The organism is Rhodospirillales bacterium, from assembly GCA_016699855.1.
Taxonomy (GTDB): domain Bacteria; phylum Pseudomonadota; class Alphaproteobacteria; order Reyranellales; family Reyranellaceae.
This window is the reverse complement of the sequence record CP064988.1, coordinates 4,678,905-4,704,888: the sequence shown is the minus strand read 5'-3', so window position 1 is coordinate 4,704,888 and position 25,984 is coordinate 4,678,905. Positions and strand designations below refer to the sequence as shown.

Annotated in this window: 32 protein-coding genes and 1 pseudogene; 17 read left to right on the top strand and 16 right to left on the bottom strand. The window is 69.7% G+C overall.

Going from position 1 to position 25,984, the window contains the following annotated elements:
- Positions 1-56 precede the first annotated feature (56 nt).
- Positions 57-653: a superoxide dismutase gene (locus IPK81_22305; GenBank protein ID QQS12209.1), complete on the bottom strand. Its 597-nt coding sequence runs from the start codon at positions 651-653 to the stop codon at positions 57-59.
- 80 nt (positions 654-733) lie between these two features.
- Positions 734-1,669, bottom strand: coding sequence for a hypothetical protein (locus IPK81_22300; GenBank protein QQS12208.1), 936 nt, complete (start codon positions 1,667-1,669; stop codon positions 734-736).
- Positions 1,670-1,838: 169 nt separating this feature from the next.
- Between IPK81_22300 and IPK81_22295 the strand changes: the two genes are divergently transcribed.
- The 9 genes from IPK81_22295 to IPK81_22255 all read left to right on the top strand — a co-directional run bounded on the left by IPK81_22295 (position 1,839) and on the right by IPK81_22255 (position 8,760).
- Positions 1,839-3,104: an ergothioneine biosynthesis protein EgtB gene (locus IPK81_22295; protein ID QQS12207.1), complete on the top strand. Its 1,266-nt coding sequence runs from the start codon at positions 1,839-1,841 to the stop codon at positions 3,102-3,104.
- Positions 3,101-4,066, top strand: a complete 966-nt coding sequence (gene egtD, locus IPK81_22290) for an L-histidine N(alpha)-methyltransferase (protein ID QQS12206.1) — start codon at positions 3,101-3,103, stop codon at positions 4,064-4,066. Before IPK81_22295 ends, egtD begins: the two co-directional genes overlap by 4 nt.
- Before the next feature lie 36 nt (positions 4,067-4,102).
- Positions 4,103-5,890 carry a hypothetical protein gene (locus IPK81_22285; protein QQS12205.1) on the top strand — a complete coding sequence of 596 codons (1,788 nt, stop codon included), beginning with the start codon at positions 4,103-4,105 and terminating at the stop codon, positions 5,888-5,890.
- Positions 5,891-6,011: 121 nt separating this feature from the next.
- Positions 6,012-6,377: a hypothetical protein gene (locus IPK81_22280; GenBank protein QQS12204.1), complete on the top strand. Its 366-nt coding sequence runs from the start codon at positions 6,012-6,014 to the stop codon at positions 6,375-6,377.
- Positions 6,378-6,387: 10 nt separating this feature from the next.
- Positions 6,388-6,648: a hypothetical protein gene (locus tag IPK81_22275; protein ID QQS12203.1), complete on the top strand. Its 261-nt coding sequence runs from the start codon at positions 6,388-6,390 to the stop codon at positions 6,646-6,648.
- Positions 6,649-6,682: 34 nt separating this feature from the next.
- Positions 6,683-7,561 (top strand): host attachment protein, encoded by an 879-nt coding sequence (locus IPK81_22270; protein QQS12202.1) that lies wholly within the window; start codon positions 6,683-6,685, stop codon positions 7,559-7,561.
- Between the two features lie 286 nt (positions 7,562-7,847).
- The gene (locus IPK81_22265; GenBank protein ID QQS12201.1) at positions 7,848-8,009 is read left to right on the top strand and encodes a hypothetical protein; all 162 of its coding nucleotides are present in this window, start codon (positions 7,848-7,850) and stop codon (positions 8,007-8,009) included.
- 4 nt (positions 8,010-8,013) lie between these two features.
- The gene (locus tag IPK81_22260) at positions 8,014-8,478 is read left to right on the top strand and encodes a transglutaminase family protein (GenBank protein ID QQS12200.1); all 465 of its coding nucleotides are present in this window, start codon (positions 8,014-8,016) and stop codon (positions 8,476-8,478) included.
- A gap of 75 nt (positions 8,479-8,553) precedes the next feature.
- Complete coding sequence (locus IPK81_22255; protein ID QQS12199.1) at positions 8,554-8,760, top strand: hypothetical protein; 207 nt, start codon at positions 8,554-8,556, stop codon at positions 8,758-8,760.
- Here the strand turns inward: IPK81_22255 and IPK81_22250 are convergent.
- The 5 genes from IPK81_22250 to IPK81_22230 form a co-directional block, all read right to left on the bottom strand.
- Positions 8,757-10,652 (bottom strand): ABC transporter ATP-binding protein/permease, encoded by a 1,896-nt coding sequence (locus IPK81_22250; protein QQS12198.1) that lies wholly within the window; start codon positions 10,650-10,652, stop codon positions 8,757-8,759. The genes IPK81_22255 and IPK81_22250 overlap by 4 nt on opposite strands.
- A 372-nt stretch (positions 10,653-11,024) precedes the next feature.
- The gene (locus tag IPK81_22245; protein QQS12197.1) at positions 11,025-11,324 is read right to left on the bottom strand and encodes a hypothetical protein; all 300 of its coding nucleotides are present in this window, start codon (positions 11,322-11,324) and stop codon (positions 11,025-11,027) included.
- 47 nt (positions 11,325-11,371) lie between these two features.
- On the bottom strand, positions 11,372-11,632 hold the full coding sequence (locus tag IPK81_22240; GenBank protein ID QQS12196.1) for a hypothetical protein: 261 nt from the start codon (positions 11,630-11,632) through the stop codon (positions 11,372-11,374).
- An 80-nt stretch (positions 11,633-11,712) separates the two neighbouring features.
- Positions 11,713-12,261 (bottom strand): hypothetical protein, encoded by a 549-nt coding sequence (locus tag IPK81_22235; GenBank protein QQS12195.1) that lies wholly within the window; start codon positions 12,259-12,261, stop codon positions 11,713-11,715.
- A 61-nt stretch (positions 12,262-12,322) separates the two neighbouring features.
- Complete coding sequence (locus IPK81_22230) at positions 12,323-12,640, bottom strand: CsbD family protein (protein QQS12194.1); 318 nt, start codon at positions 12,638-12,640, stop codon at positions 12,323-12,325.
- Positions 12,641-12,917: 277 nt separating this feature from the next.
- Here IPK81_22230 and IPK81_22225 point away from each other — a divergent pair, with 277 nt between their 5' ends.
- Positions 12,918-13,274 carry a PRC-barrel domain-containing protein gene (locus IPK81_22225; protein QQS15219.1) on the top strand — a complete coding sequence of 119 codons (357 nt, stop codon included), beginning with the start codon at positions 12,918-12,920 and terminating at the stop codon, positions 13,272-13,274.
- Positions 13,275-13,331: 57 nt separating this feature from the next.
- Here IPK81_22225 and IPK81_22220 read toward each other — a convergent pair whose 3' ends face one another.
- From IPK81_22220 to IPK81_22190, 7 genes are all read right to left on the bottom strand, one after another.
- A complete protein-coding gene (locus IPK81_22220) occupies positions 13,332-16,139 on the bottom strand; it encodes a response regulator (protein ID QQS12193.1) in 2,808 nt (935 codons plus the stop codon).
- A gap of 147 nt (positions 16,140-16,286) precedes the next feature.
- A complete protein-coding gene (locus tag IPK81_22215; GenBank protein ID QQS12192.1) occupies positions 16,287-17,996 on the bottom strand; it encodes a sensor histidine kinase in 1,710 nt (569 codons plus the stop codon).
- A 73-nt stretch (positions 17,997-18,069) separates the two neighbouring features.
- Positions 18,070-18,861, bottom strand: a complete 792-nt coding sequence (locus tag IPK81_22210; GenBank protein QQS12191.1) for a response regulator — start codon at positions 18,859-18,861, stop codon at positions 18,070-18,072.
- 126 nt (positions 18,862-18,987) lie between these two features.
- Positions 18,988-19,542, bottom strand: a complete 555-nt coding sequence (gene dps, locus IPK81_22205; protein QQS12190.1) for a DNA starvation/stationary phase protection protein Dps — start codon at positions 19,540-19,542, stop codon at positions 18,988-18,990.
- Positions 19,543-19,625: 83 nt separating this feature from the next.
- Positions 19,626-19,868: a hypothetical protein gene (locus IPK81_22200; protein ID QQS12189.1), complete on the bottom strand. Its 243-nt coding sequence runs from the start codon at positions 19,866-19,868 to the stop codon at positions 19,626-19,628.
- A 193-nt stretch (positions 19,869-20,061) separates the two neighbouring features.
- Complete coding sequence (locus tag IPK81_22195; GenBank protein ID QQS12188.1) at positions 20,062-20,229, bottom strand: DUF1328 domain-containing protein; 168 nt, start codon at positions 20,227-20,229, stop codon at positions 20,062-20,064.
- Positions 20,230-20,282: 53 nt separating this feature from the next.
- Positions 20,283-20,480 (bottom strand): CsbD family protein, encoded by a 198-nt coding sequence (locus IPK81_22190; protein QQS12187.1) that lies wholly within the window; start codon positions 20,478-20,480, stop codon positions 20,283-20,285.
- A gap of 179 nt (positions 20,481-20,659) precedes the next feature.
- Here IPK81_22190 and IPK81_22185 point away from each other — a divergent pair, with 179 nt between their 5' ends.
- The 5 genes from IPK81_22185 (at position 20,660) to IPK81_22165 (ending at position 23,569) form a co-directional block, all read left to right on the top strand.
- The gene (locus tag IPK81_22185; GenBank protein QQS12186.1) at positions 20,660-21,127 is read left to right on the top strand and encodes a sigma-70 family RNA polymerase sigma factor; all 468 of its coding nucleotides are present in this window, start codon (positions 20,660-20,662) and stop codon (positions 21,125-21,127) included.
- Positions 21,128-21,275: 148 nt separating this feature from the next.
- A complete protein-coding gene (locus tag IPK81_22180) occupies positions 21,276-21,899 on the top strand; it encodes a sigma-70 family RNA polymerase sigma factor (protein ID QQS12185.1) in 624 nt (207 codons plus the stop codon).
- A gap of 197 nt (positions 21,900-22,096) precedes the next feature.
- Entirely contained in the window at positions 22,097-22,261 is a 165-nt protein-coding gene (locus IPK81_22175) for a hypothetical protein (protein QQS12184.1), read from the top strand.
- 332 nt (positions 22,262-22,593) lie between these two features.
- Positions 22,594-23,193, top strand: coding sequence for a hypothetical protein (locus tag IPK81_22170; protein ID QQS15218.1), 600 nt, complete (start codon positions 22,594-22,596; stop codon positions 23,191-23,193).
- Positions 23,194-23,293: 100 nt separating this feature from the next.
- On the top strand, positions 23,294-23,569 hold the full coding sequence (locus IPK81_22165; protein ID QQS12183.1) for a hypothetical protein: 276 nt from the start codon (positions 23,294-23,296) through the stop codon (positions 23,567-23,569).
- Positions 23,570-23,637: 68 nt separating this feature from the next.
- Here the strand turns inward: IPK81_22165 and IPK81_22160 are convergent.
- Together IPK81_22160 and IPK81_22155 are read right to left on the bottom strand one after the other, a co-directional pair.
- Positions 23,638-24,144: pseudogene (locus tag IPK81_22160) on the bottom strand (VOC family protein).
- A 22-nt stretch (positions 24,145-24,166) separates the two neighbouring features.
- Entirely contained in the window at positions 24,167-24,475 is a 309-nt protein-coding gene (locus tag IPK81_22155) for a hypothetical protein (GenBank protein QQS12182.1), read from the bottom strand.
- A gap of 377 nt (positions 24,476-24,852) precedes the next feature.
- Between IPK81_22155 and IPK81_22150 the strand changes: the two genes are divergently transcribed.
- Together IPK81_22150 and IPK81_22145 are read left to right on the top strand one after the other, a co-directional pair.
- Positions 24,853-25,503 (top strand): hypothetical protein, encoded by a 651-nt coding sequence (locus IPK81_22150; protein ID QQS12181.1) that lies wholly within the window; start codon positions 24,853-24,855, stop codon positions 25,501-25,503.
- Complete coding sequence (locus IPK81_22145; GenBank protein ID QQS12180.1) at positions 25,503-25,967, top strand: hypothetical protein; 465 nt, start codon at positions 25,503-25,505, stop codon at positions 25,965-25,967. Before IPK81_22150 ends, IPK81_22145 begins: the two co-directional genes overlap by 1 nt.
- The last annotated feature ends 17 nt before the right edge of the window (positions 25,968-25,984 follow it).

Sequence of the window (25,984 nt, the reverse complement as noted above, 5' to 3'; positions counted from 1 at the left end):
CCGTCCAACGCGCGGGCGCGCCGGTGGTTCCGCCCTCCCCGCGCTGGCGTGGCCGGTCAGGCGCGCACCGCCCGCTCGAGGAGCGCAGCGGCGTTTTCCCAACGGATGCCGGCCATGAAGGCGTCGATGTACGCGTCGGCCTTGGCGCCGTGGTCCATCTGGTAGGCGTGCTCGTACATGTCGAGCGCCAGGATCAGTCGGCCGTCGGCCAGCGTCATCGTGTGGTCCGCGGCCCAGGTGTTGACCAGCCGCTTGTCGCGCGGGGAATAGGCCAGCAGGGCCCAGCCGGAGCCGCCGCCCAGCGCCTTGCCCGTGGCGGTGAACTCGGCCCTCCAGCGCTCGACGCTGCCGAAATCGCGCGCAAGCGCGTCCGCCAGCGCTCCGGTCGGACCTCCACCTTCGCCGGCCAATGCGTCGAAATAGAGCTCGTGGATGACCATCGAGTTGTGCGCGATCAACTGCTCGCGCTTCAGCCCGTTGACGGTGAACACGGAGGCCTTCTTGACATCGAGCGCCTCGATCTCCTTCGAGATCGCGTTAAGACGCCTCACGGCGCCGGCGTAGTTGTTGTCGTGGTGGCTCACCAACAGCTTCTCGGAGAACCCCTTCACCTTCGATGGATCGAACGGCAGCTTCTTGACGGCGTAGTCCATTCTTTTCCCTCCAGGCGCGACGGGTCCACCGCGTGGCGCTTCGCGCCGGCGGAAGCCGTGTATCTGTAACGTCCGGAGGACTATGGGGTTGCCCGGGCCGGCGCCCACCCGCGCGTCGACGCGAAATGTCCGCGCAACGCCTCGCGCGCCGCCTCGCCGGCGGCTCGATCCCAGCAGTTCACGATCGCGACCCGGAATCCGCCGGGTGGCATGGAATGCGACTCAGGAGGGCGGTCCTCGTGGAAGGTGATCTGGACGCTGGAGACGCCGGGAAGCGCCCGCGCGGCGTCGAGCGTCGCCTCCGGTGGATGGCGGTAGCGGCGGCCGTGCGGCATGAACAGCGCCACGCTGAATCCCTCGCGCCGCCCCGAGTCGTCGAACGCCCAGACGCCGTCGGCATACAGGCGGATCAGGGCGTCTACCCAACGGTCGCCGTAGAGATCCGGCCATTGATCGGCGAAGCGCAGATGCGCCTCGATGATCCGTCCGCCGATCGTCTCGAGGTTGACCATGCCGGTGTAGCCCGCGAGATGGCGGGCGCACCAGGCGCCGCACCACGCCTCGATCTCCGGGTCCGGCCCGGCGTGGACGTCCCACCGGTCGAACGTGCCTTCGCCGGCCGCGACGCCGGTGGCGTGCCGCCACCACCGCGGCGCGCCGTCGACCAGCGCGACGTCGGTGCTGACGTGGCGCCCTTCCAGCAACGCCATCCACATGTGGCCGGGCGCCTGGGCGGCCTCGTGCTCCGCCGCCGAGGCGATCACACGGCTGCCCGCCCCCATGCCCTTGAGGTTGTAGATCGGCTTGGAGAACACCGGGAAGCCCGGCGGAGCCACGCCATGCGGGGCGGCGTCCAGACCCTGGCTACGGGCGACCGCCAGTTTGTCGTAGACCCAGCGATGCTCCGGATTCCACAACCAGGCGTCGCTGTCCTCGGTCGGGATCAGGACGTGCGCGGGGCATGGCCGGCCGGCGAAGTACTGCATCCGCCACGGGTCGATCTCGCGGATCGGCATGGTCCTCCACCTCGGCTCGTCCGAGCGAGCGAGCAAGCATTTGCGCCGATGCGGTAAGCCGGCGCAACCCGGGGGATGCCATCTCGTCGCTGCGGCGGGCGCGACGGACGCCGAGGAACCGGCTATCGTGACGCGGCGTTAGCGACATCGCTGCTATGGCGGAGGCGACGTGTCCAACCGGTCCCCGAACGCGGCGCCCTTGCGGGGCGTGGAACGATTCCTGTCGATCCGCGCGTCCACCGAGGCGCTGGCGGCGCGCCTTTCCGCCGAGGACCAGACGATCCAGTCGATGCCGGATGTCAGCCCGACGAAGTGGCATCTCGCGCACACCACCTGGTTCTTCGAGACCTTCGCGTTGAAGCCGCTGGCGGCCGGCTACCGGCCGTTCGATCCGGCCTATGACTACCTGTTCAACTCCTACTACGAGGCGGTCGGCGCGCGGCATCCCCGCCCTCAGCGCGGCCTCCTCTCACGCCCCGGCGTGGCGGAGATCCTCGCCTACCGCCAGCACGTCACCGACGCGATGGTCAAGGCGCTCGACGGGCCCGGGGATCCGCCGGCGCCGCTCGCCGGCGTTGTCGAGCTCGGCCTCCACCACGAGCAGCAGCACCAGGAACTGTTGCTGATGGACATCAAGCACGTGCTGTCCGTGAACCCTCTGCGGCCCGCTTACCATCGGCCGGCCGCGGTGCCGCCGCAGGCGGCGACGCCGCTGGAGTGGAAGCGGTTCGACGGCGGTCTGGTCGAGATCGGACACGGTGGCGACGGCTTCGCGTTCGACAACGAGGGGCCGCGCCACCGCGTCTGGCTCGAGCCATTCGCGCTGGCGTCGCGGCCGACCACGTGCGGCGAGTATCTCGCTTTCGTCGAGGATGGCGGCTACCGGCGGCCTGAATTCTGGCTATCCGCCGGCTGGGCGCTCGCCCATGAGCGGGGTTGGAACGCGCCTCTCTACTGGGAACGGTCCGCAGGTAGTTGGAGCGTCTTCACGCTGGGCGGCCTCCGGCCGATGCGGCTGGACGAGCCGGTCTGCCACGTGAGCTTCTACGAGGCGGCGGCGTTCGCCAAATGGGCCGGCAAGCGTCTGCCGCGCGAGGCCGAGTGGGAGATCGCGGCCGCCGTCGCCGCCCTACGCGGCAACACGGCCGACAGCGGCGCCTTCCATCCCGCGCCGGCCACCCATGCCGGCCTCGCCCAGATGATCGGCGACGTGTGGGAATGGACCGCCAGCCCCTACGTCGCCTATCCCGGCTACCACGAACCGCCGGGCGCCATCGGCGAGTACAATGGCAAGTTCATGGCCAACCAGATGGTCCTGCGCGGCGGTTGCGCGGCGACGCCGCCCGACCATGTCAGGACGACGTACCGGAACTTCTTCCCACCCGATGCCCGCTGGATGTTCGGCGGCGTCCGACTGGCCGAGGACGCCTCATGAACCTTTCCGTCCACGCGATGGAGACCGTCGCCGACGAGGACCACGCCGAGTTCGAGCGCGCCGTGTTGGCTGGCCTCGGCGCCGCGCCACGCGCGATTCCGGCGAAATTCCTCTACGACGCCCGCGGCTCGGCGCTGTTCGACGCCATCTGCGATCTACCGGAGTACTACCTGACACGCAGCGAGGCGGCGATCCTGCGTACCGCGGCGCCGGAGATCGCGGCGCTCGCGGCGTCCACGCGCACGCTCGTCGAATTCGGAAGCGGTTCGAGCGTCAAGACGCGCCTGCTGCTCGACGCCCTGCGCGGTCTGCGCGGCTACGCGCCGATCGACGTTTCACGAGAGCATCTCGACACCTCGGCCCAACGGTTGAGGCGCGACTACCCGCGGCTCGTCGTCGATCCGATCTGCGCCGACTACATGGCACTGGAATCGCTGGCGCGGATCGCGCGCCCCGCGCTCGGCTTCTTCCCCGGCTCCACGATCGGCAACTTGACGCCGGAGGAGGCCCGGTCGTTCCTGCGGCGCGCCCGCCGGCTGCTGGGCGACGACGGCGCCCTCGTCGTCGGGGTCGACACCAAGAAGGATACCGCCGCGCTGCACGCGGCCTACAACGACAGCGCCGGCGTCACGGCCGCGTTCACGTTGAACCTGCTGCGACGCATGAACCGCGAGCTCGACGCCAACTTCGACCTCTCGGCGTTCTCCCACGAGGCGTCCTACGACGCCGCGCGCGGCCGGATAGAGATCTACTTCCGTAGCCGACGACCGCAGACGGTGACCGTCGCGGGCCGGACCTTCACCTTCGCCGAGGGCGAGCGCGTGCACACCGAGTACTCGTACAAGTACGGCGCCGCCGAATTCGAGGCGCTGGTCGACGGCACCGGATTCGAGCCGTGGCGGACGTGGACCGACCCCGACCGCCTGTTCGCCGTCCACCACCTCGTTTCGATCCGGTCCTAGACCCGAGTGGGAGACCTCCACGCAGACGGAGAAGCGATGCGTCCCCTGCGGATGATGCCCACAGTCGTGACGACGCTGGCGCTCGGTGCGGCATTGGCGGCGTGCTCCATGCGGCCGCCCGGGACCGCGGTTCCAGAGAGCGAGGCGGAACGCGTCTACGGAACCCTCAACGCCGGCACGCCGCTGACAGCGGTCATAAAGTCGCACGACGTCCAGCAGCTCGATCAACGCCGGCCCACGCCGCTCCTGGACCAGCTGATGGCCGAACTCGCCAAGACCGATCCGGACAAGCGGTACCGCGGCGTCACCTATGCGCTGACTCGCGCGAACGCGCTCGGCCGGGACTGGGTCGTGCAGACGCCCGACCGGTGGAACCGGAGCGCCGCGGACCTTCCGGTGTTTCCGTTGCGCTGCGAAGGGTGTGTCACCGACGTCGCGCTACCGGCGTGCCGGTCCGACGCGGATTGCGGTGGCGGGGCGACCTGCCGTCCGCTCGCCGCCGTCGGACCCGGCCGCGCCGACAGGCGGGTCTGCGTCGGACATTCCGACGCCGTGATCGACCGGCTGTACAAGCTCGTCGTCCAGGCCCGGAGCGTGGTCGACATCACGGCCTTGCAGCCGCCGCCGGATGGCCGCTTCCTCGCGGCGTTGCGCAACGGACTCACGACGCTGGCGCGGGGCGGTCGGCCCGTGACCGTGCGCGTGCTGGTCGGGCAGTACCCGCTCGAGGGCGGTACCAACGCGACGGCGCTGGCGACCGAGCTGGTACGTGACGCCCGGGCCGTGCCGGGGTCGCGATTGACCGTCCACGTGGCGGCGATGCGGTCGTGCACCGGCGGCGGGGAGTGCGCCAGCTTCAGCTGGAACCACTCCAAGATCGTCGCGGTCGACGGTCGCGCCGCCCTCGTCGGCGGTCATAATCTCTGGTCGCGCGACTATCTGATCGAGACGCCGGTACACGACCTGTCGATGGAGCTTCGCGGGCCGGCGGCGGCCGACGCCAGCCGGTTCGCTGACGCGCTATGGGGATTCGTGTGCGCGCGCGTCGGCCGCGACGCCGCGGTCCAGGCACTCAGCCACACCGGAGGGGACGAGAAATTCGGAACCGGCTGCGTCGCGCGGCTGCCCCTGCCATCGCCATTGGCCGCCGGCGGGGTCCCGGTCATGGCGGTCGGCCGGCTCGCGTCGGGCATCACGGCGGAGTTCGCCAACCAGAGCGATTTGGCGCGGGACCTCATGCTCGGTGCCGCCCGGCGCTCGATCGTCATCGTGCACCAGGATATCGCGTTCACCCTCGGCCGTCTCGATCCGCTCTATCCCGAGAGCACGCTGGAACGGCTCGCCGACTTCCTGCTGACCGGCGGCGACGTCCACATCGTCCTCTCCAACCTGGGAGCGACGGGTCTCAGCGGGTCGAGCTACAGCAACGGTGTGGCGATCGAGACGATCGGGCGCAAGATCCGCCAGGTGGCGCGGGGCCGCGCCACCCTGTCCGACGCGGAGCTCGACGCGCTGCTCTGCAAGCGGCTGCACCTGGCGCCGTTCCGCTTCGGCCCGGACGCCACCTGGCCCGGAAGCCGGCCGATCGGCAACCATTCGAAATTCTGGATGATCGACGACCGCGCCTTCTACATCGGCTCGGACAATTTCTACCCCGTCGACCTGCAGGAGTTCGGCTACATCGTCGACGACCGCGCCGCCGCGGCCACGTTGCGGCGGACCTACTGGGAGCCGCTCTGGCGCTGGTCGCGCCACGCGGCGGTGTCCGGCGAGGGCGCGCCGCGATGCGTTTTCACGGAAGGCGCGAAACCCACCATGAGGTGACGGCAGACGCCGACCGGCCAGCACCCGTCGCGGACGGAACATTCGCCCCGCGCCCGCGTTAACGACCCGACGCCACCCGCTTCCGGGAACGGCGCATGTGTCAGTTTTGCGGGAGACCGATATGGCAAGCCGTGACGCCGCCCTGGCGAAGGATTTCTCGCGCGAGGTCGCCGCGATGAAGAAGCAGCTCGCGCAGCTCGCCGCGACAATCGAGGCCACCGCCAAGGAGGGTGGCGACAAGGCGTCGAACATCGTCGACCGCGGCCGCGAACTGCTGGCCTACGCGACAGGCGTGGTCGACGACGTGGCGCACTCGGCGCGGGATGCGGTCTCCGACACCGCCGTCGCCGCCTACGAGCGAAGCAGGGACACCGCCTACGCCGGCGCCCGGAAGCTCGAGGAAAGCGTGGTCGAACGTCCGCTGATCGCGATCACGGTCGCGGCCGGCCTGGGCGCGCTCGTTGCGTTGTGCCTGCACCGCCGATAAGGGCGGCGCCGTGTCGATCCTCGCCGCGATGGCCCGCTCGACGGCGTTGAGCGGCGTCGCCATCGCGGCAGTCCTCGTCCGCCGCGCGGTCGCACGTTTCTACCTGCTCGTCGCGGTCGGCGCGCTGAGCGCGGTCGGAGCCGGCTTCCTGACCGCCGCGGCGTACCTCGGGATCGCCGCGGCGCATGGCCCGGTCGTCGCCTGCGTGGCGATCGGCGCCGTCTATACGCTTGGCGCCGTATGCGGCGGCATCCTCGCGGGGCGGCGCTAACTCCGAACCCCGCGCGGCCGGAGGATGGAACGATATGGATGCGCTGTGCGTCCCCTCCGGCACCAGGGTGCTCGTCCGCGACCGCCGCAAGGCGTTGACGTTGCGCAACGCCCCGGACGCGGAGCGCGTCTCGCTCGTGTTCGTTCACGGCCTGTGGCAGGCAGGCAATCGCGGCACTTCTGACCAAGGCACGGATCGCGCGGGACGCGCCATGGACCCGGCGATGGGCGCGCGCTCCTCCGTCGCTCAGACGGACTGGCGCGATCTCACGGAGCGCAAATCCGTTCGCGATGCCGCGCACGCGCTGGAAGGCGGCAGGCGTTACGGATCGCTTGCGCGCCTCGTCGTCGTGGTACCAACGGGCTCTGGCGGAACCGCGCCGGTCGTTCTCCCGCGATCCGAGCGCCACGGTCGTCGACCAGACCGACAAGGACCTCAACGGCCACACGCTCCCGGACATCAAGCGGCATCTCGCCGCCGGCCGCTGACGCCGCTGTTCGAGCGCCGCGACCGCGGCCCGGGAACCACAGAACCCTCCGGGCGTTCCGACCACGGGAACGTGATCTCCCGGAATCTTTTGGAGGCAACAATGTCGATGCGACTGGGCGCCATCGCGCTCGTCCTCGGGCTCGCCACGGCGGCCTGCACCGCCTACGAGACACGCACGGTCGTCGCCCCGCGGGGCGACGACGTCTGCGTGGCCTATGGATTCATGGTCGGCACGCCGGAGTACCGGCAGTGCGCGATGCGCGAGGCCGACGCGCGGCGACGCGGTCGTATGGCGCCGACCTATGGCGACCAGCGGATCGTGGCCGACGCGCAGGAGGCCTGCCAGACCTACGGCCTGGCGCGTGGCTCCGAGCGGTACGAGCGCTGCGTGCAGCGCGAGGTCGACTACCGACGCCCGGGCTAACGAACGGCTTGACCGGCCGGCGCGGGCATCCTCACCGCTCCCGCGACGTCACCCACGGCCGAGGTGGCGGAGTTCCAGTATGCCGCCTCGGCGGCGCCCGCCGCCCATCTCTCCCCTGGCGCGGCGGGCGCTCAATCGGCGCCGACCCACTCCGGAACAATCCGGTCGGACGAAGCGACCGTGACGGCGCGATGCGATACGTCGGCGGGCCTCCTACGACGACCCGCGGGAGACCCGACGGTCGGCGTCGTCGCTTCCCGATGACGGCCGACATGGCCCGGTGATCATGCGCGTCCTTCTCCGCCACATCACCACCTACAGATACGCGAATCCGGTGACGCTCGAACGCCACCGCCTCATGCTGCGTCCGCGCGACAGCCACGAGATGAAGCTGCACGACGCCGTCCTCACGCTGCGGCCGGCGCCGGCCGAGATCGTCTGGCAGTAGCGACGTGTTCGGCAACAGCGTGGCGCTCGTGTCCTTCGTCCAGCCGACGTCCGATCTCTCGATCGACAGCACTTTGGATGTGGAGCGCTTTCCCTTCGCGCACACCGCGCATCTCGTCTCCAGCCACGCCCAGACGCTCCCGCTCGCCGACGCCGCCGACGAGGTCCGCGACCTCGCGGGCCTGCAGGAACGTCACATGCCCGCCCCCGGCCACATGGTCGACCAATGGGCCAAGAGCATTCTGGTCGCGCGGGATGGCGCGGGGTCGCTGCCTAGGACGCTGCAGGTGCTGGACGCGATGACCGCGGCGATCAAAGACAGCTTCGAGTACATCGCGCGCGACGAGTACGGGACGCGGAATCCGCAGACGACACTGGAAAGCCGGTCCGGCACCTGCCGCGACTTCGCCTACCTGATGATGGAGGGCGCCCGCAGCCTCGGGCTCGCCGCCCGCTTCGTCAGCGGCTAGATCTACGACGCCTCCCGCGACACGCGCAGTGAAGGCTGCGAGGCCGCCGTCGGCGGCGGCGCGACGCACGCGTGGGTGCAGGTGTATCCCCCCGGCGCCGGCTGGGCGCATTTCGACCCGACCAACGCGCTACGCGCCGACGGCGAACTAATCCCCGTCGCGATCGTTCGCGCGCCGGCGCGGGCGTCGCCGATCTCCGGCCGGTGGAGCGGCGCCGCCGGCGACTACCTCGGGCTGAAGGTGGACGTCAGCGTCGTTTCGCGCCAGGCGGCGGAGTCCTAGCGGCGGCGCGGAGCGAACCACGACCGGATCGCCGAGAACCGCCCCGACCGCGGGCGGATGGCGACGTCGGCGGCCAGCCGCGCGCCGCCGAGGCGGCGCTCAAGGACGATCTTGCGGCTGTGGAACGCCTCGAGCTCCGGCCGGTGGCCGACGCTCACGACGGTCGCGTCCCTCAGCTCGTCGCAGATCAGCGTCATCAACGTGTCCTGGCTCCGGGGATCGAGCGCCGAGGTCGCCTCGTCGAGCACGATGATGTCGGGCTTGTGCAGCAGCAGGCGGGCGAACGCGAGGCGCTGGCGCTCGCCGCCGGAGAGCGTCTGGTCCCAAGGCGCCTCCTCCTCCAGCCGCTCGACCAGATGGCCGAGGCCGGTCGCCTCCAACGCGGCCGCAACCTCGTCCGTCGTCCATTCGTCGGCCGCCGCCGGATAGGCGGCGGCGCGGCGCAGAGTGCCCGTCGGCACGTAGGGGCGCTGCGGCAGCAAGAACAGCCGCGCGTCCTCGCGGATCTCGATGGTGCCACCACCCCACGGCCACAACCCGGCGATGGCGCGCACGAGCGTGCTCTTGCCGGTCCCTGACTCGCCCGCGAACAGGACACGCTCGCCCGGCATGATCCGGACCTCCGTGTCGCCAACGACCGCGGTGCCGTCGTCCAGCGTGACGTTGACGTTGGACAGGCGCAGGGCGGCGTCGCCGATCACGCCACGCTGGATCCGCTCAACACCTTCGCCGTTCTCGGCGCGCTCCAGCGAGTCGAGCGAGGCCATCAGCGACGCGATGCGGCGCGAGCAGGCGCTCCATTCGGCCAGCCGCGGGTAGTTGTCGACAAGCCAGCCGAACGCCCCTTGCACGATCAGGAACGCCGATACGGACTGCATCACGGTGCCCAGCGACATCGAGCCGTCTAGGTATTTGGGCGCCGTCAACAGCACGGGCACGACCGCGGCCGCCAGCCCGCTGCCCTGCGACACCACGGTGGTGCGCATGTGCTGGCCCGCGAGCTGCGCCCAGCGCTTGGCCACGGTCGCGAAATGGCGGTGGAGCCCGGCGCGCTCCTCCTCCTCGCCCCCCAGCAGGGCGATGCTCTCGCCGTTCTCGCGCACCCGCGTCAACGCATAGCGGTACTCGGCCTCGGCCTGGTTCTTGTCCTCGGAGACCTTGACGAAGCGACGCCCGATCACCGCGATCGAGAGGCTGGCGACCGCGGCGTAGAGCACCGCGGCAACGACCAGGAATCCGGGGATCGTCACCGTGGCGCCGACCGCGGTCACGGTCAGATCCCCGCCGATATTCCACAGCACCGCGATGAACGTCACGGCCGAGAGGATCGCCGACACCACGCCGGTGGCGAAATCGACCGGCGCGTCCGTCGAGATACGCAGATCCTCGGCGATCCGATGCTCCGGATTCTGGTGGTCGCCCTGGACCAGGTTGAGCTGATAGTAGCGGCCGTTGGCCAGCCAGCGGTCGACGACGTTATCGTTGAGCCAGGTACGCCAGCGTCGCTGCGTCGCCATCCGCAGGAAGACCGCGCCGACGCCGAACGCGACGCTGGCGGCGGCCAGCGGAACGAAGATCGTCGCCAGGTAATAGACGGTTCCGGGGTCGCGCCTTTCGAGCGCGTCGAAGATGGCCTTGTTCCAGCGGTTGATGCCGTACTGCGCGAGCAGCGTCAGGAGGACGACGACCAGTAGCGCGGCCGGGAGCCACCAGGCGAAGCGGTCGCCGTCCTTTCCCCAGAAGCCGCGGGCGCGCCGCCAGAAAACGCCGAGCAGCGCGCGCCGGCGCGCTCTCTCGCGGAGTTCCGGCGGGTCGTCCGCCCCGTCGCCGGCCGCGCCCGCTGGATCGACCGCAGCGGAGGCTTCAATAGGCCGCTCGACGGCCTCGGCCATGGTGCATCCCCCTACGCACGCCGACGCGGGGGGCCGGCGCCGGGTCGCAGCGCCATCGGTCAAAATCCGCCGTACATGTAGAGCCACACCAGCCCAAGGGCCAACACTGCGCCGGCGGACGAAGCGCAGAGCACGAGCAGAACGCGTCCGCTGATGACGCCGGAGCGCGCTTCGACAGGGTCCAACACATGCTTCATGACGTCGTTGCCTCCGACGGGACTCGCGCGAACTGGCGCCCAGTGCCAACGACGGCGGACGCCCCGCGGTTCCACGGGCCCGCCGGCGGATCAGGCTGATGAAGCGGGCGAAACGAGCAGAAGATCGCGGGTCAGGCGGCACGCCACCTCCGGGCGCATCCGCAGCCCGATGATGTCACCGCCGGGACTCGACAGCGCGCCGATGACGGCGCCGTCCGCCGGGTGGACGCGGAACACCGCCGACACCACGTCGATGGCGCCGCTCGCCGCGACCCCCGCCCGCTCCATGGGTCTGGCGCTTCACCATCTCCCGCGCGGCCATGTTGAGGCTCGAGACGAATGCCGTGAACTGCGCGAAGTCGGCGGCGCAGGTCATCGAACGTTCCTGGTCGTCAGTGACGATCATGAGGCAGCGCCCGCCGTCCTCGCTCATGCCGAACTGGAAATCGCAGATGCGGGTGCTCGCGCTGTCCATGGCTCTCTCCAACGGCTCGAGTGGCGCGGCGTCCAGCGCCACTTCGCTCAGGAGCTCGCGTCGTCCGGACGGCGATCGCCGTCGCGCAGCCGACGGTCCTCGTCCTCGGGGACCACCACGCGCCGGGTCTTGGGTCCATCGTCGATTCGCAGCACCGGATCGCGGATCGGGGTTTCAGCCGGGCCTCTGCCCGGATGATCGCCCCCGCTCGGTGGTCGGGGACTCTCGTCGGGATGTCCGGGATCGCCGCCTGGTGTCGGGCGCGGCTCTGGCTCGCCGCCGGCCGGGCCGTTCATTCGCTTGGTCATCTCATTTCTCCTCAAGGCTCCGGCGCGGCAAGATCGACCGCGGGTGCGTCACGCGCGTGATCGATCCGCGAGCGCCGCCGCTAGATCGGCGACAGGACCCTGCAATCGAGCTTGTCGACGAAGATCTCGGTCCGGGGGCCGTCGATGGCCGCGCCGAGCCGCTCGCCGGGCCCCGCCGCCGGGACCATCACGCGGGTCTCCTCGACCATCTGGCCATTGTTCGAGAACCGACAGCCGACGACGGGCTCGATCAGCGCGCCGCTGTTGTTGGTCACGTAGAGCATCGCGTGCCAGCGACCCTCCGGCCCCGCCTTGAGGCCGGAAACGTCCACGCTGACCACCGGCATGGAGCCGTTCCGGCCCGACGTCACCGGCACGACGTCGAGCAACTGGGCTCTCGGCCGCTGCAGGACGACCTGGCTCGCGGGCGCGACCTGGCTGCGCGGATCGAACGCACGGTCCTCGTAGGGCACCGGGCGGCCGTCCTTGCCGACGTTCTCGGGCGTCCAAATCTTGCCGCTCGGATCGCGGAACTCGCCGTAGGCGGTCTGAGCGATGGCCGAGCCCGCCAGCGCCGCGGCGAATCCGGCCGCGGCGAGGCAGGCGATGGTCCGGGATCTCACTATCATGGCTTTCTCCTTCGACTGGTCCGATGCGCCCCGGCGACGGGCGCCGCCGCGGCGTCCACCTCTAGAGACGGTACGTCCCCTCCCAGCCGATGACCTGGCGCTCCGCCTCCTCGCGGGTCATGCCGTAGCGCTGCTGCAGCTTGCCGACGAGCTGATCGCGCCGGCCCTCGATCTCGAGCAGATCGTCGTCGGTCAACTTGCCCCACTGCTCCTTCACGGCCCCTTTGGTGGTGGTCCAGCTCCCCTTCACCTTCTCCCAGAACGGTGATGGCGCCGTGGTCGGCGACGGCGACGGCGGCGACGTCTGGGCCTGCACGGCGACCGGCGCCACGAAGGCGGACGAGAGGGCGAGCGCGAGGGCGAAAGCGAGTCTACGCATCATCAATTCTCCAAAGTGACGGTGGCCACGCCGGAGCGGCCGGTACATGGAAAACGCCCCGTCGCGCCACCGGTTCCCGTCGGCGGCGCGCGGCGACCGGCCCGCGGCTGCGGTGGCGGCGGCGGGAAGCGCACCGCCTGCGGCGGCGTTTGAATTCGCACCGGCCGACGGAGTCGCGACGACGCGTCCTGCCGCCGGTACCACAGGCCGCCCGCGCCACGCCGACGATCGGGCGGGGCGGCACCCCGGGACAACACAGGAGTCCACGATGTCCGGCATGACCGCGAACACCGGCGGCGACCTGATCGCCACCGAGCACGTCAACGGCACCGACGTGTACAGCACGAAGGGCGATAACCTCGGCTACGTCGAGGACGTCATGATCGACCAGTCGAGCGGCAAGGCGATCTACGCCATCATGTCGTTCGGCGGCTTCCTCGGCATGGGCGAGAAGCAGCATCCGTCGCCGTGGTCGACGCTCAAGTACGAACGCCGCCAGGGCGGCTACCTCGTCGATCTCGACAAGAAGACGCTGGAGGACGTCCCGACCTACGAAGGCGGCGATTTTCGGCGGACGCCGGACTACGGCCGCAAAGTCGATATGTACTACGACGTGCCGACCTGCTGGCTGTGACTGCGGCGCACGCTCCCTAGCCGATAGCCACCACCACCACCGCCGGCGCGGCGAGGATCAACGCCGGTAGCGCCCAGACAAGAACGTCGATGTAGTCGTCCGCCGTCCACGTCGCGCCACAGCCGTGCCCGCGGCGCCAAACCGGCGCCAAACCCCTGCGAGCGGCGTCGGCGCGGCGGCCGCGGGGCTGCCGGATCGGCGCGAGCCACCCTTCCCCCGAGGTCGGAGATGAGACCATGGCGAGGCTCCCTCGACGACGTCAGGATAACCTCGAGGGAGCTCAGGAGTTCCCGCGGCAGGATCGGCGTCCTCGCGCATCGCCTGCTCGACGACCTGCCGAAGATCGACGATCGAATACGGCTTGCCGATGAAGCGGAATTTGTCGGACAGCACATGCCGCGAGACGCCTGCGCCGTAGCCGCTCGCGATGACGATGCGGAGTCCCGGGCGCATGCGTTGCGCCTCGGTCGCAAGCTGCTCGCCGCTCATGCCGGGCAGGCCTAGATCGGCGATCATCATGTCGAACGGGCCGCGACGCACGAGGAGATCGAGCGCCTGCTCTCCGCTCGCCGCCGTCTCGACATCGCACCCCAGGCGCTCGAGCATGTCGGACGTCGACATGCGCACGAGCACCTCGTCCTCGACGAAGAGCACGCGCCGCGCAGGTACGTCGGGACCGACCGCCGCCGTCGCCGGCTCGCCCGGCGCCAAAGCGTCCGGCGCCGGCGCGCGGGCGGCCGCGAGGACGGAACGCAGCTTGGTCGCAAGGTCCTCCTGCCTATAGGGCTTGGTGATCATCGGATAGCCGTCCTGGCCGCCCTGCCACTCCGGAACCGCATCCTTGGCGTAGCCCGACGTCAGCAGCACGGCGATGTCCGGCCGCAGCCGGCGCGCGGCGTCCGCCAGTTCGACCGCCGACAGCGTGCCCGCCATCACGACGTCGGTGAACAGGATGTCGAAGGCCGGATCGTCCTCGAGCAACGCCTTGGCGGCGTCCGGTCCGTCGACGCTGGCGACGCGGTAGCCCAGGTCCTCGAGCATCGCGACGACAGCGCGCCGCACGTCCTCGTTGTCCTCGACAACGAGGATCCTCTCGCTCCCGCTCCAGGCGACGGGAGCGGTGTGGAACAGATCGACCACCGGCTCGAGCGTCCGAGGCAGGTACATCTTCACGCTCGTGCCGCGGCCCGGTTCGCTGTCGATGCGGACGTGGCCGCCGGACTGCCGCGCGAATCCGTAGACCATGCTGAGCCCGAGGCCGGTGCCCTTGTCGTCGCGTTTCGTCGTGAAGAACGGATCGAACGCGCGAGCGACCACCTCCGGCGGCATGCCGGTGCCGGTGTCCGTCACCGAGACGACCACGTAGGCGCCGGGCGCCGCGTCGGGATGCAGCGTGGCGTAGTTACGGTCGAGCGTCGCGTTGGCCACGGCGACCCGGACCGTGCCATCGCCGGGCATCGCGTCACGGGCATTGATCGCAAGATTGAGGATGGCGTTCTCAAGCTGGCCTAGATCGATCTTCGTGTTCCACGCGTCGGACGCCAGGTCGAGCTCGACGACCACCCGCTCGCCGAGCGAATGACGCAGAAGATCCGCCATGTCCCGCACCAGCCGCCCGACGTCGACCGGCAGCGGCGCCAACGGCTGGCGACGGGCGAAGGCGAGAAGCTGTTGCGTCAAACGGGCGCCGCGCTGCGTCCCGGCCAGCGCGTTCGCGAGACGCGCGGACGCCGCAGGATCGTTCCGGACGTCCTCCCGCAGCAGCTCGAGGTTGGACTGCACGACCTGCAGGATGTTGTTGAAATCGTGCGCCATACCGCCGGTAAGCTGGCCGATCGCCTCCATTTTCTGCCCCTGGCGCAGTGCCATGTCGGTGCGCACCTTCTCGGTGATGTCGACGCCGCGCACAACGACGCCGCCGTCGGCCATCTGTCCGATGAATATCTCGTAGTCGCGCCCCGCGGCCGAGACGCGCTCGATGGACTGGCCCGCCGCCGGCGGCCCCGGTGATCGCAATGGCCGAAGCAGCTCCCGGGCGGTCGCGAAGCGGTCGGACTCCAGCGCGGCGCGCGTAAGATGCCGTTGCTCCTCAGGATTCCATCCCGCCAGGTGCGCGAACGGCTCGTTCCACGCCACGACGCCGCCTTCCGCGTCGAACACGACGAGCGGATCGCGCAACGTCTCCAACGTGGTCTGCAGCAGCCGCGATCGCGCCAGCAGCTCGCGTTGGGCCGCCTTCAGATGGCGGCCTTCCTGCAGGATCAGGTACAGCGCGCCGAACAGGCAGGCCAGCGCGCCGCCGAACATCATCGCGCCGATCAGGATCGCCTCGTTCCGGTCGGCGCGCAGCTGCGCGAGACGCAGCGCGAGCAGGTCTTGCTGCGCCTCGATGTACGCCTCGGCTGTCAGCCGGACCGCCTCCAGCGGCGCGCGGTCGCGCCCCGTCCGCAGGATGGACGGCGCGGCGTCCCGCCCCTGAACCTCGTACGCCTCGACCATGGACGCCAGCTCGTCGAGCAACGCGACGGTCGCCGCGCGCAGCGTCGCCGCATGCTTCGCCTGCTCCGGCGCGTCCACGCTGACCGCCTCGAGGTCCCGCAAAAGGCCATCGAGACGCAGGCGCGCCTGTTCGTAGGTCGCGAGGTGGTCCTTCCTGCCGGTCAAAAGATAGCCGCGGTGGCCGGACTCGGCGTCCAGCGCGGCGATCAGCGTCTGACGCATCGTCGACGCGGCGTCGTACGCACGCACGACGCGCTGCCATTGGCTCGACGAGCTGAGATAGTTGAGGGCCAAGGTCGACCCGGCGACCAGCAGAATGCCGATCGTCAGGCCAAGGAGGACGCCGATGACGCGCGTGCGGCGCATCACGAACGAGCCCGGCGGCGCGCCGCGCCGCCGTCCCCGGCGGCGCGCCTTCCGGTCGATCCCCGTCGCATCATAGGGTGCGTGGGCGGCATTGGCCGTGACATGCGCGGCGACCCCCCGTTAGGCCTTGGCCACTATGCGCCACGTTCACGAAGAAGGCAGCGAAAAGCGTACCGCGACCCTCGTTCCACCGCCAACGGCCGGCCCCACCTCGGCCGCGCCACCGAGCTGCGTCGCCAGGCCACGGATCAAGGTCAGGCCAAGCCCGCTACGCGCCCTCGTCTCAAGCGACGCCTCGTCGACACCGACGCCGTTGTCCTCGATCGCGAACTCGACCTCGCCGCCGGACTCGGCGCCTTGGATGACGATCCGCGGCGCCTCGACGCCCGCGAACGCGTGGCGGAAGGCGTTGCCAACGGCTTCCGTGATGATCAGACCGAGCGGGATCGCGGTGTCAGGCCCGACCGCCATCACCGGGGCGCGGATATCGAAGCGGACGGAGGCGGCTCCGGCGCCCTCCTGTCCGGCGGAAAGCTGGCGCACGAGGTCGTTGATGAACAGCTGGAAGTCGACCAGCGCCCAGCTCGACCGCTCGTAGAGATGGCGATGCAGCACCGACAGCGCCAGGACGCGGTTCTGGGCGTCCGCGAAGTGCCGGCGGATGCGCGACGAACGGATCTGCTCGCCCTGCAGGCTGAGCAGACTCGATATCATCTGCAGGTTGTTCTTCACGCGGTGGTGGATCTCGCGCAACATGTGGTCGCGCTGCTCGAGGCTCGCGCGGAGATCGCGCTCCCGGCTGCGGATGGCATCCGCCATGACGGCGACGTTGTCGGCCAGCGAGCGCATCTCCGGCGGGCCGCGCACGTCGAACGGACGGGGATCCACGCCACCCTGAGCGATCGCCGCCGCGAAGGCGTGGATCGGCTTGAGCGGATCGAGGCACCAGCGCGCCGCCCCGAACCAGAGCGCCACGAGCGACGCCAGCGACGTGAGCGCGACCAACCCGAAATCCGTCCACGAGTCGGCGGCGCCCAGAAAGCGAGCGGGCGCCGGTATGGCGGCGACGACGAGCAGCGCGCCAGCACCGAGCGGAAGCAGCCGATACTCGTAAGGCAGACCGTCACGGCCGTAGTCGCGGAACGCCTTCTCGCGCTGCTCGACCGCTCGCGCCGTCCGTGCCGCGACCGGAAGCGTGAGTGCGCCCTCGACGGGACCGGCGACTGGCTGTCCCTTGCGGTCGACGAGAGTGAGGAAGACCGGCGCGGACGAACTCGTCGCCCGCGACAGATCGGCGAACCAATCCAGCGAGATGCCGATGGCGGCCATGCCGTGGAACTGGCCTCCGCGAAGCACGGGAACGGCCGCCGGGAGGATGGTCTGTTTGCTCAGCCGACTGGCGATGTACGAGGCCACGACGAAATCGCCATACTCGCGCGTCAGCGTGAATATTTCGCGGTCCGCGAAGCTTGCGCCAGCGGCGGCGGCCGAGCTGGAGCAGCGGTTGACGCCTTCCTTGTCGGTCAACAGCACGGCGGAGTACTGGCCGGGAAATTGCGCAACGAGCCGCCGCAGGTAGGTCTCGCAACGGGCGAGTTCGTCCGGCGGCAGGACGCCCGCGATCCACCGCGCGACGTCCTCGTCCTCGCGCAGCGCCAACAGCAGCCGGCGCGTACCCTCGATCACCTCGCGGTGCGGCGCGACCGCCAGCTCGGCCGCGGTGGAAGCGGCGCCGGCGTGCGCGGCCTCCGCGTCGATGGCGCGGTCATGGGCGCGCCACGCCGACAGCGCGAGGATCGGCGCCAGCGCCAGGGCCAGCAACGCCACGAGACGGACGCGCAGCGGCCAGCGGGTCACGGCGGGGTCTCCGGCGCGGCACGGGCACCGGCCCCGGATGGTCGCGCCGACATGCCCGATCCCCTCTGAACGCTCAGATCACCACGGTGTTCAACGCCTGCGCCATCGCTGTGCGGAGGAGGTCCGGATCGAACGGCTTCGTGATGACGAACGCCGGCTCCCGGCCGCTGCCGGTCAGGAGCTGCTCGGGGAAGCCTGTCACGAAGATCACCGGCACCTGTATCCCCTTGAGGATCTCGCGCACCGCCTCGATGCCGTTGTCGCCACCCTTGAGCTGGATGTCCGCGAGGACGAGATGCGGCTGGTGCTTGCGCGCCAGATCGACGGCCATCTTCTCCGTCGCGGCGATGCCGACCACCTCGTGCCCGGCGTTGCGCACGATCTTGGCGACGTCGAGCGCGATGACGGCCTCGTCCTCGATCACCAGCACGCGCACCGACGCGACCCGCTTGAGCTCGTCGCGCGCCGCATGCAGCGCCGCGACGGCGGTGGCCGGGGCGACACTCAGCACCCGCGCGGCGTCGTCGACGGAGAAGCCCTCCAGCACCGTCAACAGCAGCACCTGGCGCTGCAGCGCGGGCATCTCGCTCAGACGCTCCTTGAGGCGGCCCGGAGCGCCCTCAGCGCCCGCCTCGCGCTCGTCGAGCGCGCCGAAAGGCTGGCGGAGGCGATGGAACAGCGCGAACACGCTCAGCTTCGTGTCGGCGCCATCGGCCGCCAGCGGCTGCTCAAGCAGGACCTCGGCGCAGAGACGGACCCACTCGTCGCCGCGCTCCTGCGAGCCCGTCAACGCGCGCGCATAGCGCCGCAGGAACGGCAGCATCGCGCCGACCGCCTCCGGCATGCCCGTTTTCGTCTGTGCCAACCGAGGCTCCCGTCCTTCGTCTCGGGCGCATCCGCCCGCGAGCATCATACAGCAGGCCGCGCCGCGCGACATACCATGCGGATCGCGCCCTCCGGCCATGCGGGACCTTTGGGCGCGACGCGTCGATCAGGTCTGCGCCGTCTCGTGCGCCTCGACGAACCAGAGGTCCTGGTCCAGCGCCCTTGAGACGGACGTGAACAGGTCGGTTGTATCGGCGTCCTGAGCTTCGTCCGCCTGGTCGATGGCACCCCGGACCTTGCCGCAGAACGCCGCCACGGCGTCGGCCACCTTCGCCACGTGCTCGCGGCCCGCCTGGACGGTCAGCGGGTAGTCCGCGAGGCGCGAGCGCTCGGCCACCACGCGTACGGTGCCCTCGGCGGTCCCGCCAAGGGCCGCGATACGCTCCGCGATCGTGTCGTTGTGCCTTACGACGTTGCCGTAGAGCTTGTCGAACAGCTCGTGCAACTGGATGAAATCGGGGCCGCGCACGTTCCAATGCGCCTGCTTGAGTTGCATCTGCAGGTCCAAGCCGTCCGCCAGGCATGCGTTCAGCAGATCGACCATTTTGCCACGCACGTCGACGGGGATGTCGTTGCGCGTCGGCAGCAGGCGCGGCCCTTTTCGCGCGCCATTGGCGACACGGGGCGCGGTCGCGGTGCGGGCATGTTCGGTCGTCGGCATCGTCTTGTCCTTTCGGGATACGTGGGACGCCCGTCCCGGTGGTCACGCGACGGGCGCTGCGTCGTCGAGGCCGCCGTCGTGGCCTAGCGCCAAGCCGGCCGGCCTAGATCAATGTCACGGGGCGTGGCGACGGCGCCGACGACCGCGCCTGCCGCGCCGCCAACGGCCGCGCCGGCCAGCGGATTGCCGGCGACCGCGCCGACCACGGCGCCGCCACCGCCACCGATGAGGGCGGCGCTCAACGCCCGGTCGCCCGTCGTGCTGCCGCACGCCGCCAAGGTGGCGACGAGCGCGGCCGTGGCGGCGAGTCTCAGGTACGGAGACATGCGCCTCTCCTTCCTTGGAACGTTCCGGCGACGCCGGCTTAGTGGAGCCAGCCCAGCGCCCACATCAGCAGGAGCACCGGGATCGGAATGCCTAAAAGCCAGAGAACGATGCCGCGCGTCATGTTTGCCTCCTCGGACCTCCGCGAACCGGCGCATTGCGCGACCGGCGAAGGACCCGCCGGTCGCCGCGGCCTCAGCGTTGCCGGCGCAGAAGGCCGCCGATGACGCTGACGACGAACAGCGCCAAGAAGATGAAGAACAGGATCTGGGCGAAGCCCGCCGCCGTGGAGGCGAGGCCGCTGAACCCGAGACCGGCCGCGACCAGCGCGACCACCAGAAAGACAAGCGACCAGTGCAACATTTCACCCTCCTCAGCGATCCCGCCGCCGCCGGCCCGCGTTCGTCGCAACGCGGCTAAAGCCGCTCCTCCCAGGCCTTCACCTGCTTCTCCGCCTCGTCCCGCGCGACGCCGTAGCGCTCCTGGATGCGGCCGACGAGCTGGTCGCGCTTGCCCGCCACGACCGTGAGGTCGTCCTCGGTGAGCTTGCCCCAGCCTTCCTTGACCTGGCCGGCGAGTTGCTTCCAATTGCCTTCGATGCGATCCCAGTTCATGTCCCGCTCCCGTGTCGAGGTTGGATCCAATGCGTGTGTCGATGCGGGGAAAACGCCGGCGCCCGCCTCGGGTTCCATGCACGCGGCGGCGCTAAAGCCTTCCCAACGCCCGCGAAAGCCCCCATCTAGCCCGTGTTTGGTGGCGGCAACGGCGGTCGGAGTCGCCGGGAGGAACCCAGGTGTTCAGGGACGATGTCGTAGCGGTGATGCCGGATCTACGCGCGTTCGGCAGATTTCTCTGCCGCGACCGCGAGGCCGCCGACGATCTCGTCCAGAACACGATCCTCACGGCGCTGGACAAGCAGGAGCGGTTCGAGCCCGGAACCAATCTGAAATCGTGGTTGTTCACGATCATGCGCAATCGCTACTACGGCGATCTGCGCGCGCAACGACGCGGCCGGCGGGCGTTGGACGAGGGCGATCTCGACTCCCTCACGCCGTCGCCGCTTGCAGAACCGGCATCGACGATGGCGGACCTTTCTGGGGCCCTCTGGAAACTCAATCCGCGCTACCGCGAGGCGCTGGTTTTGGTCGGCGCCGTCGGATTCTCCTACGAGGAGGCGGCCGAGCTCTGCGCCTGCTCCGTCGGCACTTTGAAGGCGCGCGTCTCGCGCGCGCGCCGGCTGCTGGCCGAGCAATTGGGCTGAGCGGCGCAACCGGTCGCGTCGAAACATCCCTCGCCCAATCATGACGCCGGCAAAATCTCTATTTTGATCAGTGGGTTAGAGGCATCGAAAATAGAATGCAACCAACCGCCGCCGGCAAGCATTCCTCTAGTACGGAACCGAACGACCAGTGGAGGGTGTTATGGTTGCCATTCAAGCCGAGACCAACGATTTCCACGAACAGCTCAAAGCGGTCCTCCCCCGGCTGCGCATCTACGCCATCTCGCTGACCCGCGACCGCGACCGCGCCGACGATCTGGTGCAGGAGGCGGTGACCAAGGCGCTGATCGGCCGCGGCAGTTTCCGGCCGGGCACCAACTTCGCAGCCTGGGTCTTCCGGATCCAGCGCAACGAGTTCATCTCCGGCCTGCGGCGCACGCGCCCGACCGTGCCGATCGACACCGCCGTCGCCGAGTCGCTCACGCAGCGGCCGCTGCAGGAGGGTGGGCTGATCATGCGCGAGTTCCTCTGCGCGTTCGACAAGCTGTCGGCGGGGCAGCGCGAGGCGCTGGTGCTGTCGGTCATCGAAGGCCAGCCCTACGACGTGATCGCTGCGCACGCCGGCGTCTCCGTCGGCACGATCAAGAGCCGCGTCTCTCGCGCGCGGGCGACGCTTGAGCGGCTGTTGACGGGCGACGACGTCGAGATCGGCGGCGCCGTGGACGTCGCCGCGCTCGAAGATGCGCGCGTCGACAACCGCCGGGCGCGCCGGTCCGACGCGGGCCCCCGTCTTTCGCCGGCCGCGGCCGCGTGATATTTTCCGGACTGGTAGTCGCGTGGCGGCGACGCTAGATTCCCGCCACGCCATGAGTTGAACACAGTGCTTGGTCGCGTGCCGCCACGCATCGCGCCAGCCCCTCGCGGGCCACGATGGAACATGATGACGAGCCCTCCGGGGCAGGTGCGAAAGGTCCGGCCCGTCCCGCGGTACTGGCGGAGCGACCGTTCGACGTGTGGCTGCGCAAGCAGCTGCACGCCATGTACGACGAGGTGGCCAAGGAGCCCCTGCCCGCCGATCTGCTGAAGCTCATCGACGACGACGCCGGCGCCGCCAAGAAGGGCGACGGGTCGGCGGGCGACAGCGCATCCCCCGACCCTCGGCCGCGGAAAGACTGACACCGGCTGTCGCTGACCGCTGCCTTCCAGGCCGACGGCCTACGGCCGCGGAGCGGCGCCGGCCCTTCCGAACGCCCTTATCGCCAACTGCGCGACGCGACCCCGGAGCTTCCGCCTGCCCGAGGCGCTGGAACCCGTGGCGCCGCGCCGACGTTCTCACAGGGACGGCGAACGACGTGGAGCGCGGCACGGCCGGATCAGGCGGCGCGACCACCGGCGAAATTCGGTCGGCGCGGGACCAAAGTCGACAGGCCGTGCCGTCGCTCCTCGCACCGACCCGACCATCGAAGTCCCGCTGCTCGCCGCCTGCGCCGCAGTCAATAGGAGCCACAATGAAGACCATCAGCCACGTCTACGACTCCTACGGCCAGGCGCGCGCCGCCGTCGAGGAGCTGGAAGCGGCCGGTATCCCGTCGAAGGATATCAGCGTCGTCGCCAACAAATACGTGAGCGCGGAGCACGCGCAGGTCGATGACGTGTCGCCCGCCAGCGCCGGCGCAAGCATCGGCGCGGTCGCGGGCGGCGGCGCCGGCGCGCTGGCAGGCATCGGTCTGCTTGCGATCCCCGGCCTCGGGCCCGTCGTCGCGGCGGGCTGGGCCGCGACCGCTGCAGTGGGCGCCGTCACCGGCGCGATGGCGGGCGCCGCCGTCGGCGGCCTCGCCGGCGTTCTGCGCGATTCCGGCGAGCCGGAGCAGCGCGCGAACATCTATTCGGAGGCGGTGCGCCGCGGCGGCACGCTGGTGACGGCGCGCGTCGCCGACGACCACGAGGAGCGCGCCCGCGCGATCTTCACCAAGCACGAGCCCGTCGATCCGGACGCGCGCCGGCGCGAGTACCACGCGGCGGGCCGGGCCGAGTTCGACCCGAATGCGCCGCCCTACCAACCGACGGAGGCCGAGATCGACCGGATCCGGCACAAGGGCCTCCTCTGACATCTGACGTGCGCGGCCGGCGGGCGGCAACCCGCCCTCCGTCATCCGCGTTGCCATCGTCACCACGCCGCCGACCGGCGGCGACTCAGGGAGAAACGGCATGACCGAGATCGACAAGCAGCGCGCCGTGATAAATCCGTCCAGCGAGTTCGACGCCCCGAAGGACGTGGTCGAGGACAAGAACCTCTCGAAGCCGCAGAAGGAAAAGGCCCTGGCGGAATGGGAGCCCGACGCCCGCCTGATGCAGGTGGCGGCCGAGGAGGGCATGACGGGCGGCGCGCCGAACCGCCTGAAGGAAGTGAAGAGAGCGCAGACCGAACTCGGTGTGAAGCCGAAGGACGACACCGGCACGCCGCCGCCGACGAAGACCGGCTGAGGTGCGACCGGAACGAAGGCGGGGACGCTCTCGCGTTCCCGCCTTTTGTTTGACCTTGTCGCGGCGATTCAGCCCGCGTCGTACGCCATCCGCAACGCCGCGATGTCCAGCTTCACCATCCGAAGCATCGCGCGCATGACGCGGTCGACGCGGCGCGCGTCGCCGTCGCGCATCATTTCGGCGAGGGTTACCGGCACGATCTGCCACGACAGGCCGAACTTGTCCTTCAACCAGCCGCAATGCTACGCGCTGCGTCTGTCGAGGAGTCCGTCCCACGGGGCGTCGATCACCACCCGGGTCGCGCACACCACCGAGGTCGAGATCGCCTCGGTGAACTTGAAATGCGGTCAGTCATTCAACGCGATGAAGTCGCGTCCGCGGATCTGGAACTCGATCGTCAGCACCGACCCGATCGGCCCCGGCCCCACGTCGCAGCAGCGCGTCGCGCCGAGAACTCCCACGTCGCCGCCGAACACCGATCTTTAGAAGGCGACCGCCTCCTCGGCGTTGGCGTCGAGCCACAGGCACGTTGAAATCTTCCGGTCGTCGCGCGCGGCGGTGTTCCCTTCCCGGATTCGTCGATGGTGCCCGTCAGGACTACGCCCTCCTGGCGGTCTCCGTCCGCAGGCGCTCCTCGCGCTCGCGCATATCCGGCGCGAGCGCCTCGCCGAAATCCCCCGCGGCGAACAGCTGGTGGATCTCGCTCTCGCACTCGTCGTTGTGAGGACTGGGGCACCGCTTGACCCACTCGACCGCCTCCGCGAGCGAGGCGACCTCCCGCAGCCACAATCCGGCGATCAGCTGATTGGTCACGGCGAACGGCCCGTCGACGGTCAGCGGCAGGTCGCGGTCCTTGCACAGCGTCGTCGTGGACGTGGTGGGCAGCAGAGGCACGACCGGGCCCAAGCTTGCCGTCGCGTTTCAACGTGTCCTGGACCACCGTCAACCGCGCCATGGCGGCGTCGTCCTCCTCCTTGTCCCAGGAGCAGACGACCTTCTGGTCGTGATAGCAAAGAATGGCGTACTGCATGCGTCGCTCCGTCCGGTCTCCACCCGAGGACGCGCGAGGACAGCCGATCCCGGCATCCAAGAGACGATGCCGCTGGTTGGCGGAACGAAGCCTTTGGAAAGCGCGTGCCCTCATTGACAAGCTGATCGCGCAGGAATATATTGAACACTCACTTATTATTTCATTCGCCTCCGCGGGCAGAGCGGCGGCGAGCCGGCGGGAACTGGCAGGCGGAACCGCGCGGCGGCATTTCTGACCGTTTCGGGAGCCCGACATGGGACACGTCGTAAAAGAGGCGGGCTGGTGCGTCATCGACATCGATACGACCCAGGGAACGATCTTCCTCCAGGAGCGATGGCTTTACACGTGGGTCGTGCAGCCCCCGCTCCTGCCATGGACCCTCCAGGAGAAGCGGAATTTCCACAACAACGCCGACCGCGCGATCTGGGCGGCATGGAGCAACCGGGCGAAGCTGCGGGCCACCGGAACGTCGGGCTACGCGCGACGCTTCGCCGGCCGCGACATCACGATCAACCTCGACATACGCTGGGTCACGGCCAACGGGCACTGGAGCGTCACGGTGACCAAGATCCCACCTAACCAGTTCGCCACCAGCTCGGTGCTGTGGCCGCAGCGCAAGATCACGCTCGACTCGAACGACACCAACGTCCGGACATTCGTCCACGGCGCCGGCACGCCGAACACGACCCAGATGCCGGTCGCGCACGAGTTCGGCCACGCGATCGGCAACTCCATCCATATCGGACACGAGGGCGACGAGTACGTCGACGGCAAAGCCCACCAGGCCGACAAGACCAGCATCATGAACGTCGGACGCTCCTTGCGCGTCCGCCACTTCGAAACGATCATCGACGAGCTCAACACGATGATCCCCGACACGACCTTCAGCGTGCGGGCGGTGTGATGCGCACGCGCACCACCAGCGCACGCTCGCGCGGCGGCGCGCTGGCGATGGTCGGCGTGATCGCCGTGGTCCTGTCGGCACCGGTGTCAGCGCAGCAGCGGCCCGGCGGTACGACGAAACCAAACTTCACCGAGAGGCAGATCATGGCGACGAAAGACTGGGCGGCCGGCGATTGCGCCGACGTCACACGGTTGAGCGGGCTCCAAGGATCCGACTCAGAACTCGCGCGGACGCTCGGCGAGCCCACCCGCAAGCAGACGTTCCGGCTCGGCGACAAGCAGGACGAGTTCCATATCACCCTGCAGAACCACTACCCGCTGAGCGTGCCAGCCAACGCCTCGGTCGAGATCCAGGAATGGACCTGGGAGAGGGCCAATTGCCGACTCACGGTCTGGCTGCACAAGCCCGCCGCGGAGTGGGTCGCTCTCGAAAACATCCGCTATCCCGCTGGCGCCGAGTTCTGAGCGCCGGGGGCGCGGCG

Bases quoted from the DNA above. Each gene is read 5' to 3' on its own strand.
- IPK81_22270 (QQS12202.1), top strand. From the start codon at position 6,683: ATGGATGCGCTGTGCGTCCCCTCCGGCACCAGGGTGCTCGTCCGCGAC.
- IPK81_22265 (QQS12201.1), top strand. From the start codon at position 7,848: ATGCGCGTCCTTCTCCGCCACATCACCACCTACAGATACGCGAATCCG.
- IPK81_22250 (QQS12198.1), bottom strand. From the start codon at position 10,652: ATGGCCGAGGCCGTCGAGCGGCCTATTGAAGCCTCCGCTGCGGTCGAT.
- IPK81_22225 (QQS15219.1), top strand. From the start codon at position 12,918: ATGACCGCGAACACCGGCGGCGACCTGATCGCCACCGAGCACGTCAAC.
- IPK81_22285 (QQS12205.1), top strand. From the start codon at position 4,103: ATGCGTCCCCTGCGGATGATGCCCACAGTCGTGACGACGCTGGCGCTC.
- IPK81_22200 (QQS12189.1), bottom strand. From the start codon at position 19,868: ATGTCTCCGTACCTGAGACTCGCCGCCACGGCCGCGCTCGTCGCCACC.
- IPK81_22300 (QQS12208.1), bottom strand. From the start codon at position 1,669: ATGCCGATCCGCGAGATCGACCCGTGGCGGATGCAGTACTTCGCCGGC.
- IPK81_22245 (QQS12197.1), bottom strand. From the start codon at position 11,324: ATGGACAGCGCGAGCACCCGCATCTGCGATTTCCAGTTCGGCATGAGC.
- IPK81_22230 (QQS12194.1), bottom strand. From the start codon at position 12,640: ATGCGTAGACTCGCTTTCGCCCTCGCGCTCGCCCTCTCGTCCGCCTTC.
- IPK81_22235 (QQS12195.1), bottom strand. From the start codon at position 12,261: ATGATAGTGAGATCCCGGACCATCGCCTGCCTCGCCGCGGCCGGATTC.
- IPK81_22220 (QQS12193.1), bottom strand. From the start codon at position 16,139: ATGCGCCGCACGCGCGTCATCGGCGTCCTCCTTGGCCTGACGATCGGC.
- IPK81_22170 (QQS15218.1), top strand. From the start codon at position 22,594: ATGAAGACCATCAGCCACGTCTACGACTCCTACGGCCAGGCGCGCGCC.
- IPK81_22165 (QQS12183.1), top strand. From the start codon at position 23,294: ATGACCGAGATCGACAAGCAGCGCGCCGTGATAAATCCGTCCAGCGAG.
- IPK81_22305 (QQS12209.1), bottom strand. From the start codon at position 653: ATGGACTACGCCGTCAAGAAGCTGCCGTTCGATCCATCGAAGGTGAAG.
- dps (QQS12190.1), bottom strand. From the start codon at position 19,542: ATGCCGACGACCGAACATGCCCGCACCGCGACCGCGCCCCGTGTCGCC.
- IPK81_22280 (QQS12204.1), top strand. From the start codon at position 6,012: ATGGCAAGCCGTGACGCCGCCCTGGCGAAGGATTTCTCGCGCGAGGTC.
- egtD (QQS12206.1), top strand. From the start codon at position 3,101: ATGAACCTTTCCGTCCACGCGATGGAGACCGTCGCCGACGAGGACCAC.
- IPK81_22190 (QQS12187.1), bottom strand. From the start codon at position 20,480: ATGAACTGGGATCGCATCGAAGGCAATTGGAAGCAACTCGCCGGCCAG.
- IPK81_22240 (QQS12196.1), bottom strand. From the start codon at position 11,632: ATGACCAAGCGAATGAACGGCCCGGCCGGCGGCGAGCCAGAGCCGCGC.
- IPK81_22145 (QQS12180.1), top strand. From the start codon at position 25,503: ATGCGCACGCGCACCACCAGCGCACGCTCGCGCGGCGGCGCGCTGGCG.
- IPK81_22150 (QQS12181.1), top strand. From the start codon at position 24,853: ATGGGACACGTCGTAAAAGAGGCGGGCTGGTGCGTCATCGACATCGAT.
- IPK81_22195 (QQS12188.1), bottom strand. From the start codon at position 20,229: ATGTTGCACTGGTCGCTTGTCTTTCTGGTGGTCGCGCTGGTCGCGGCC.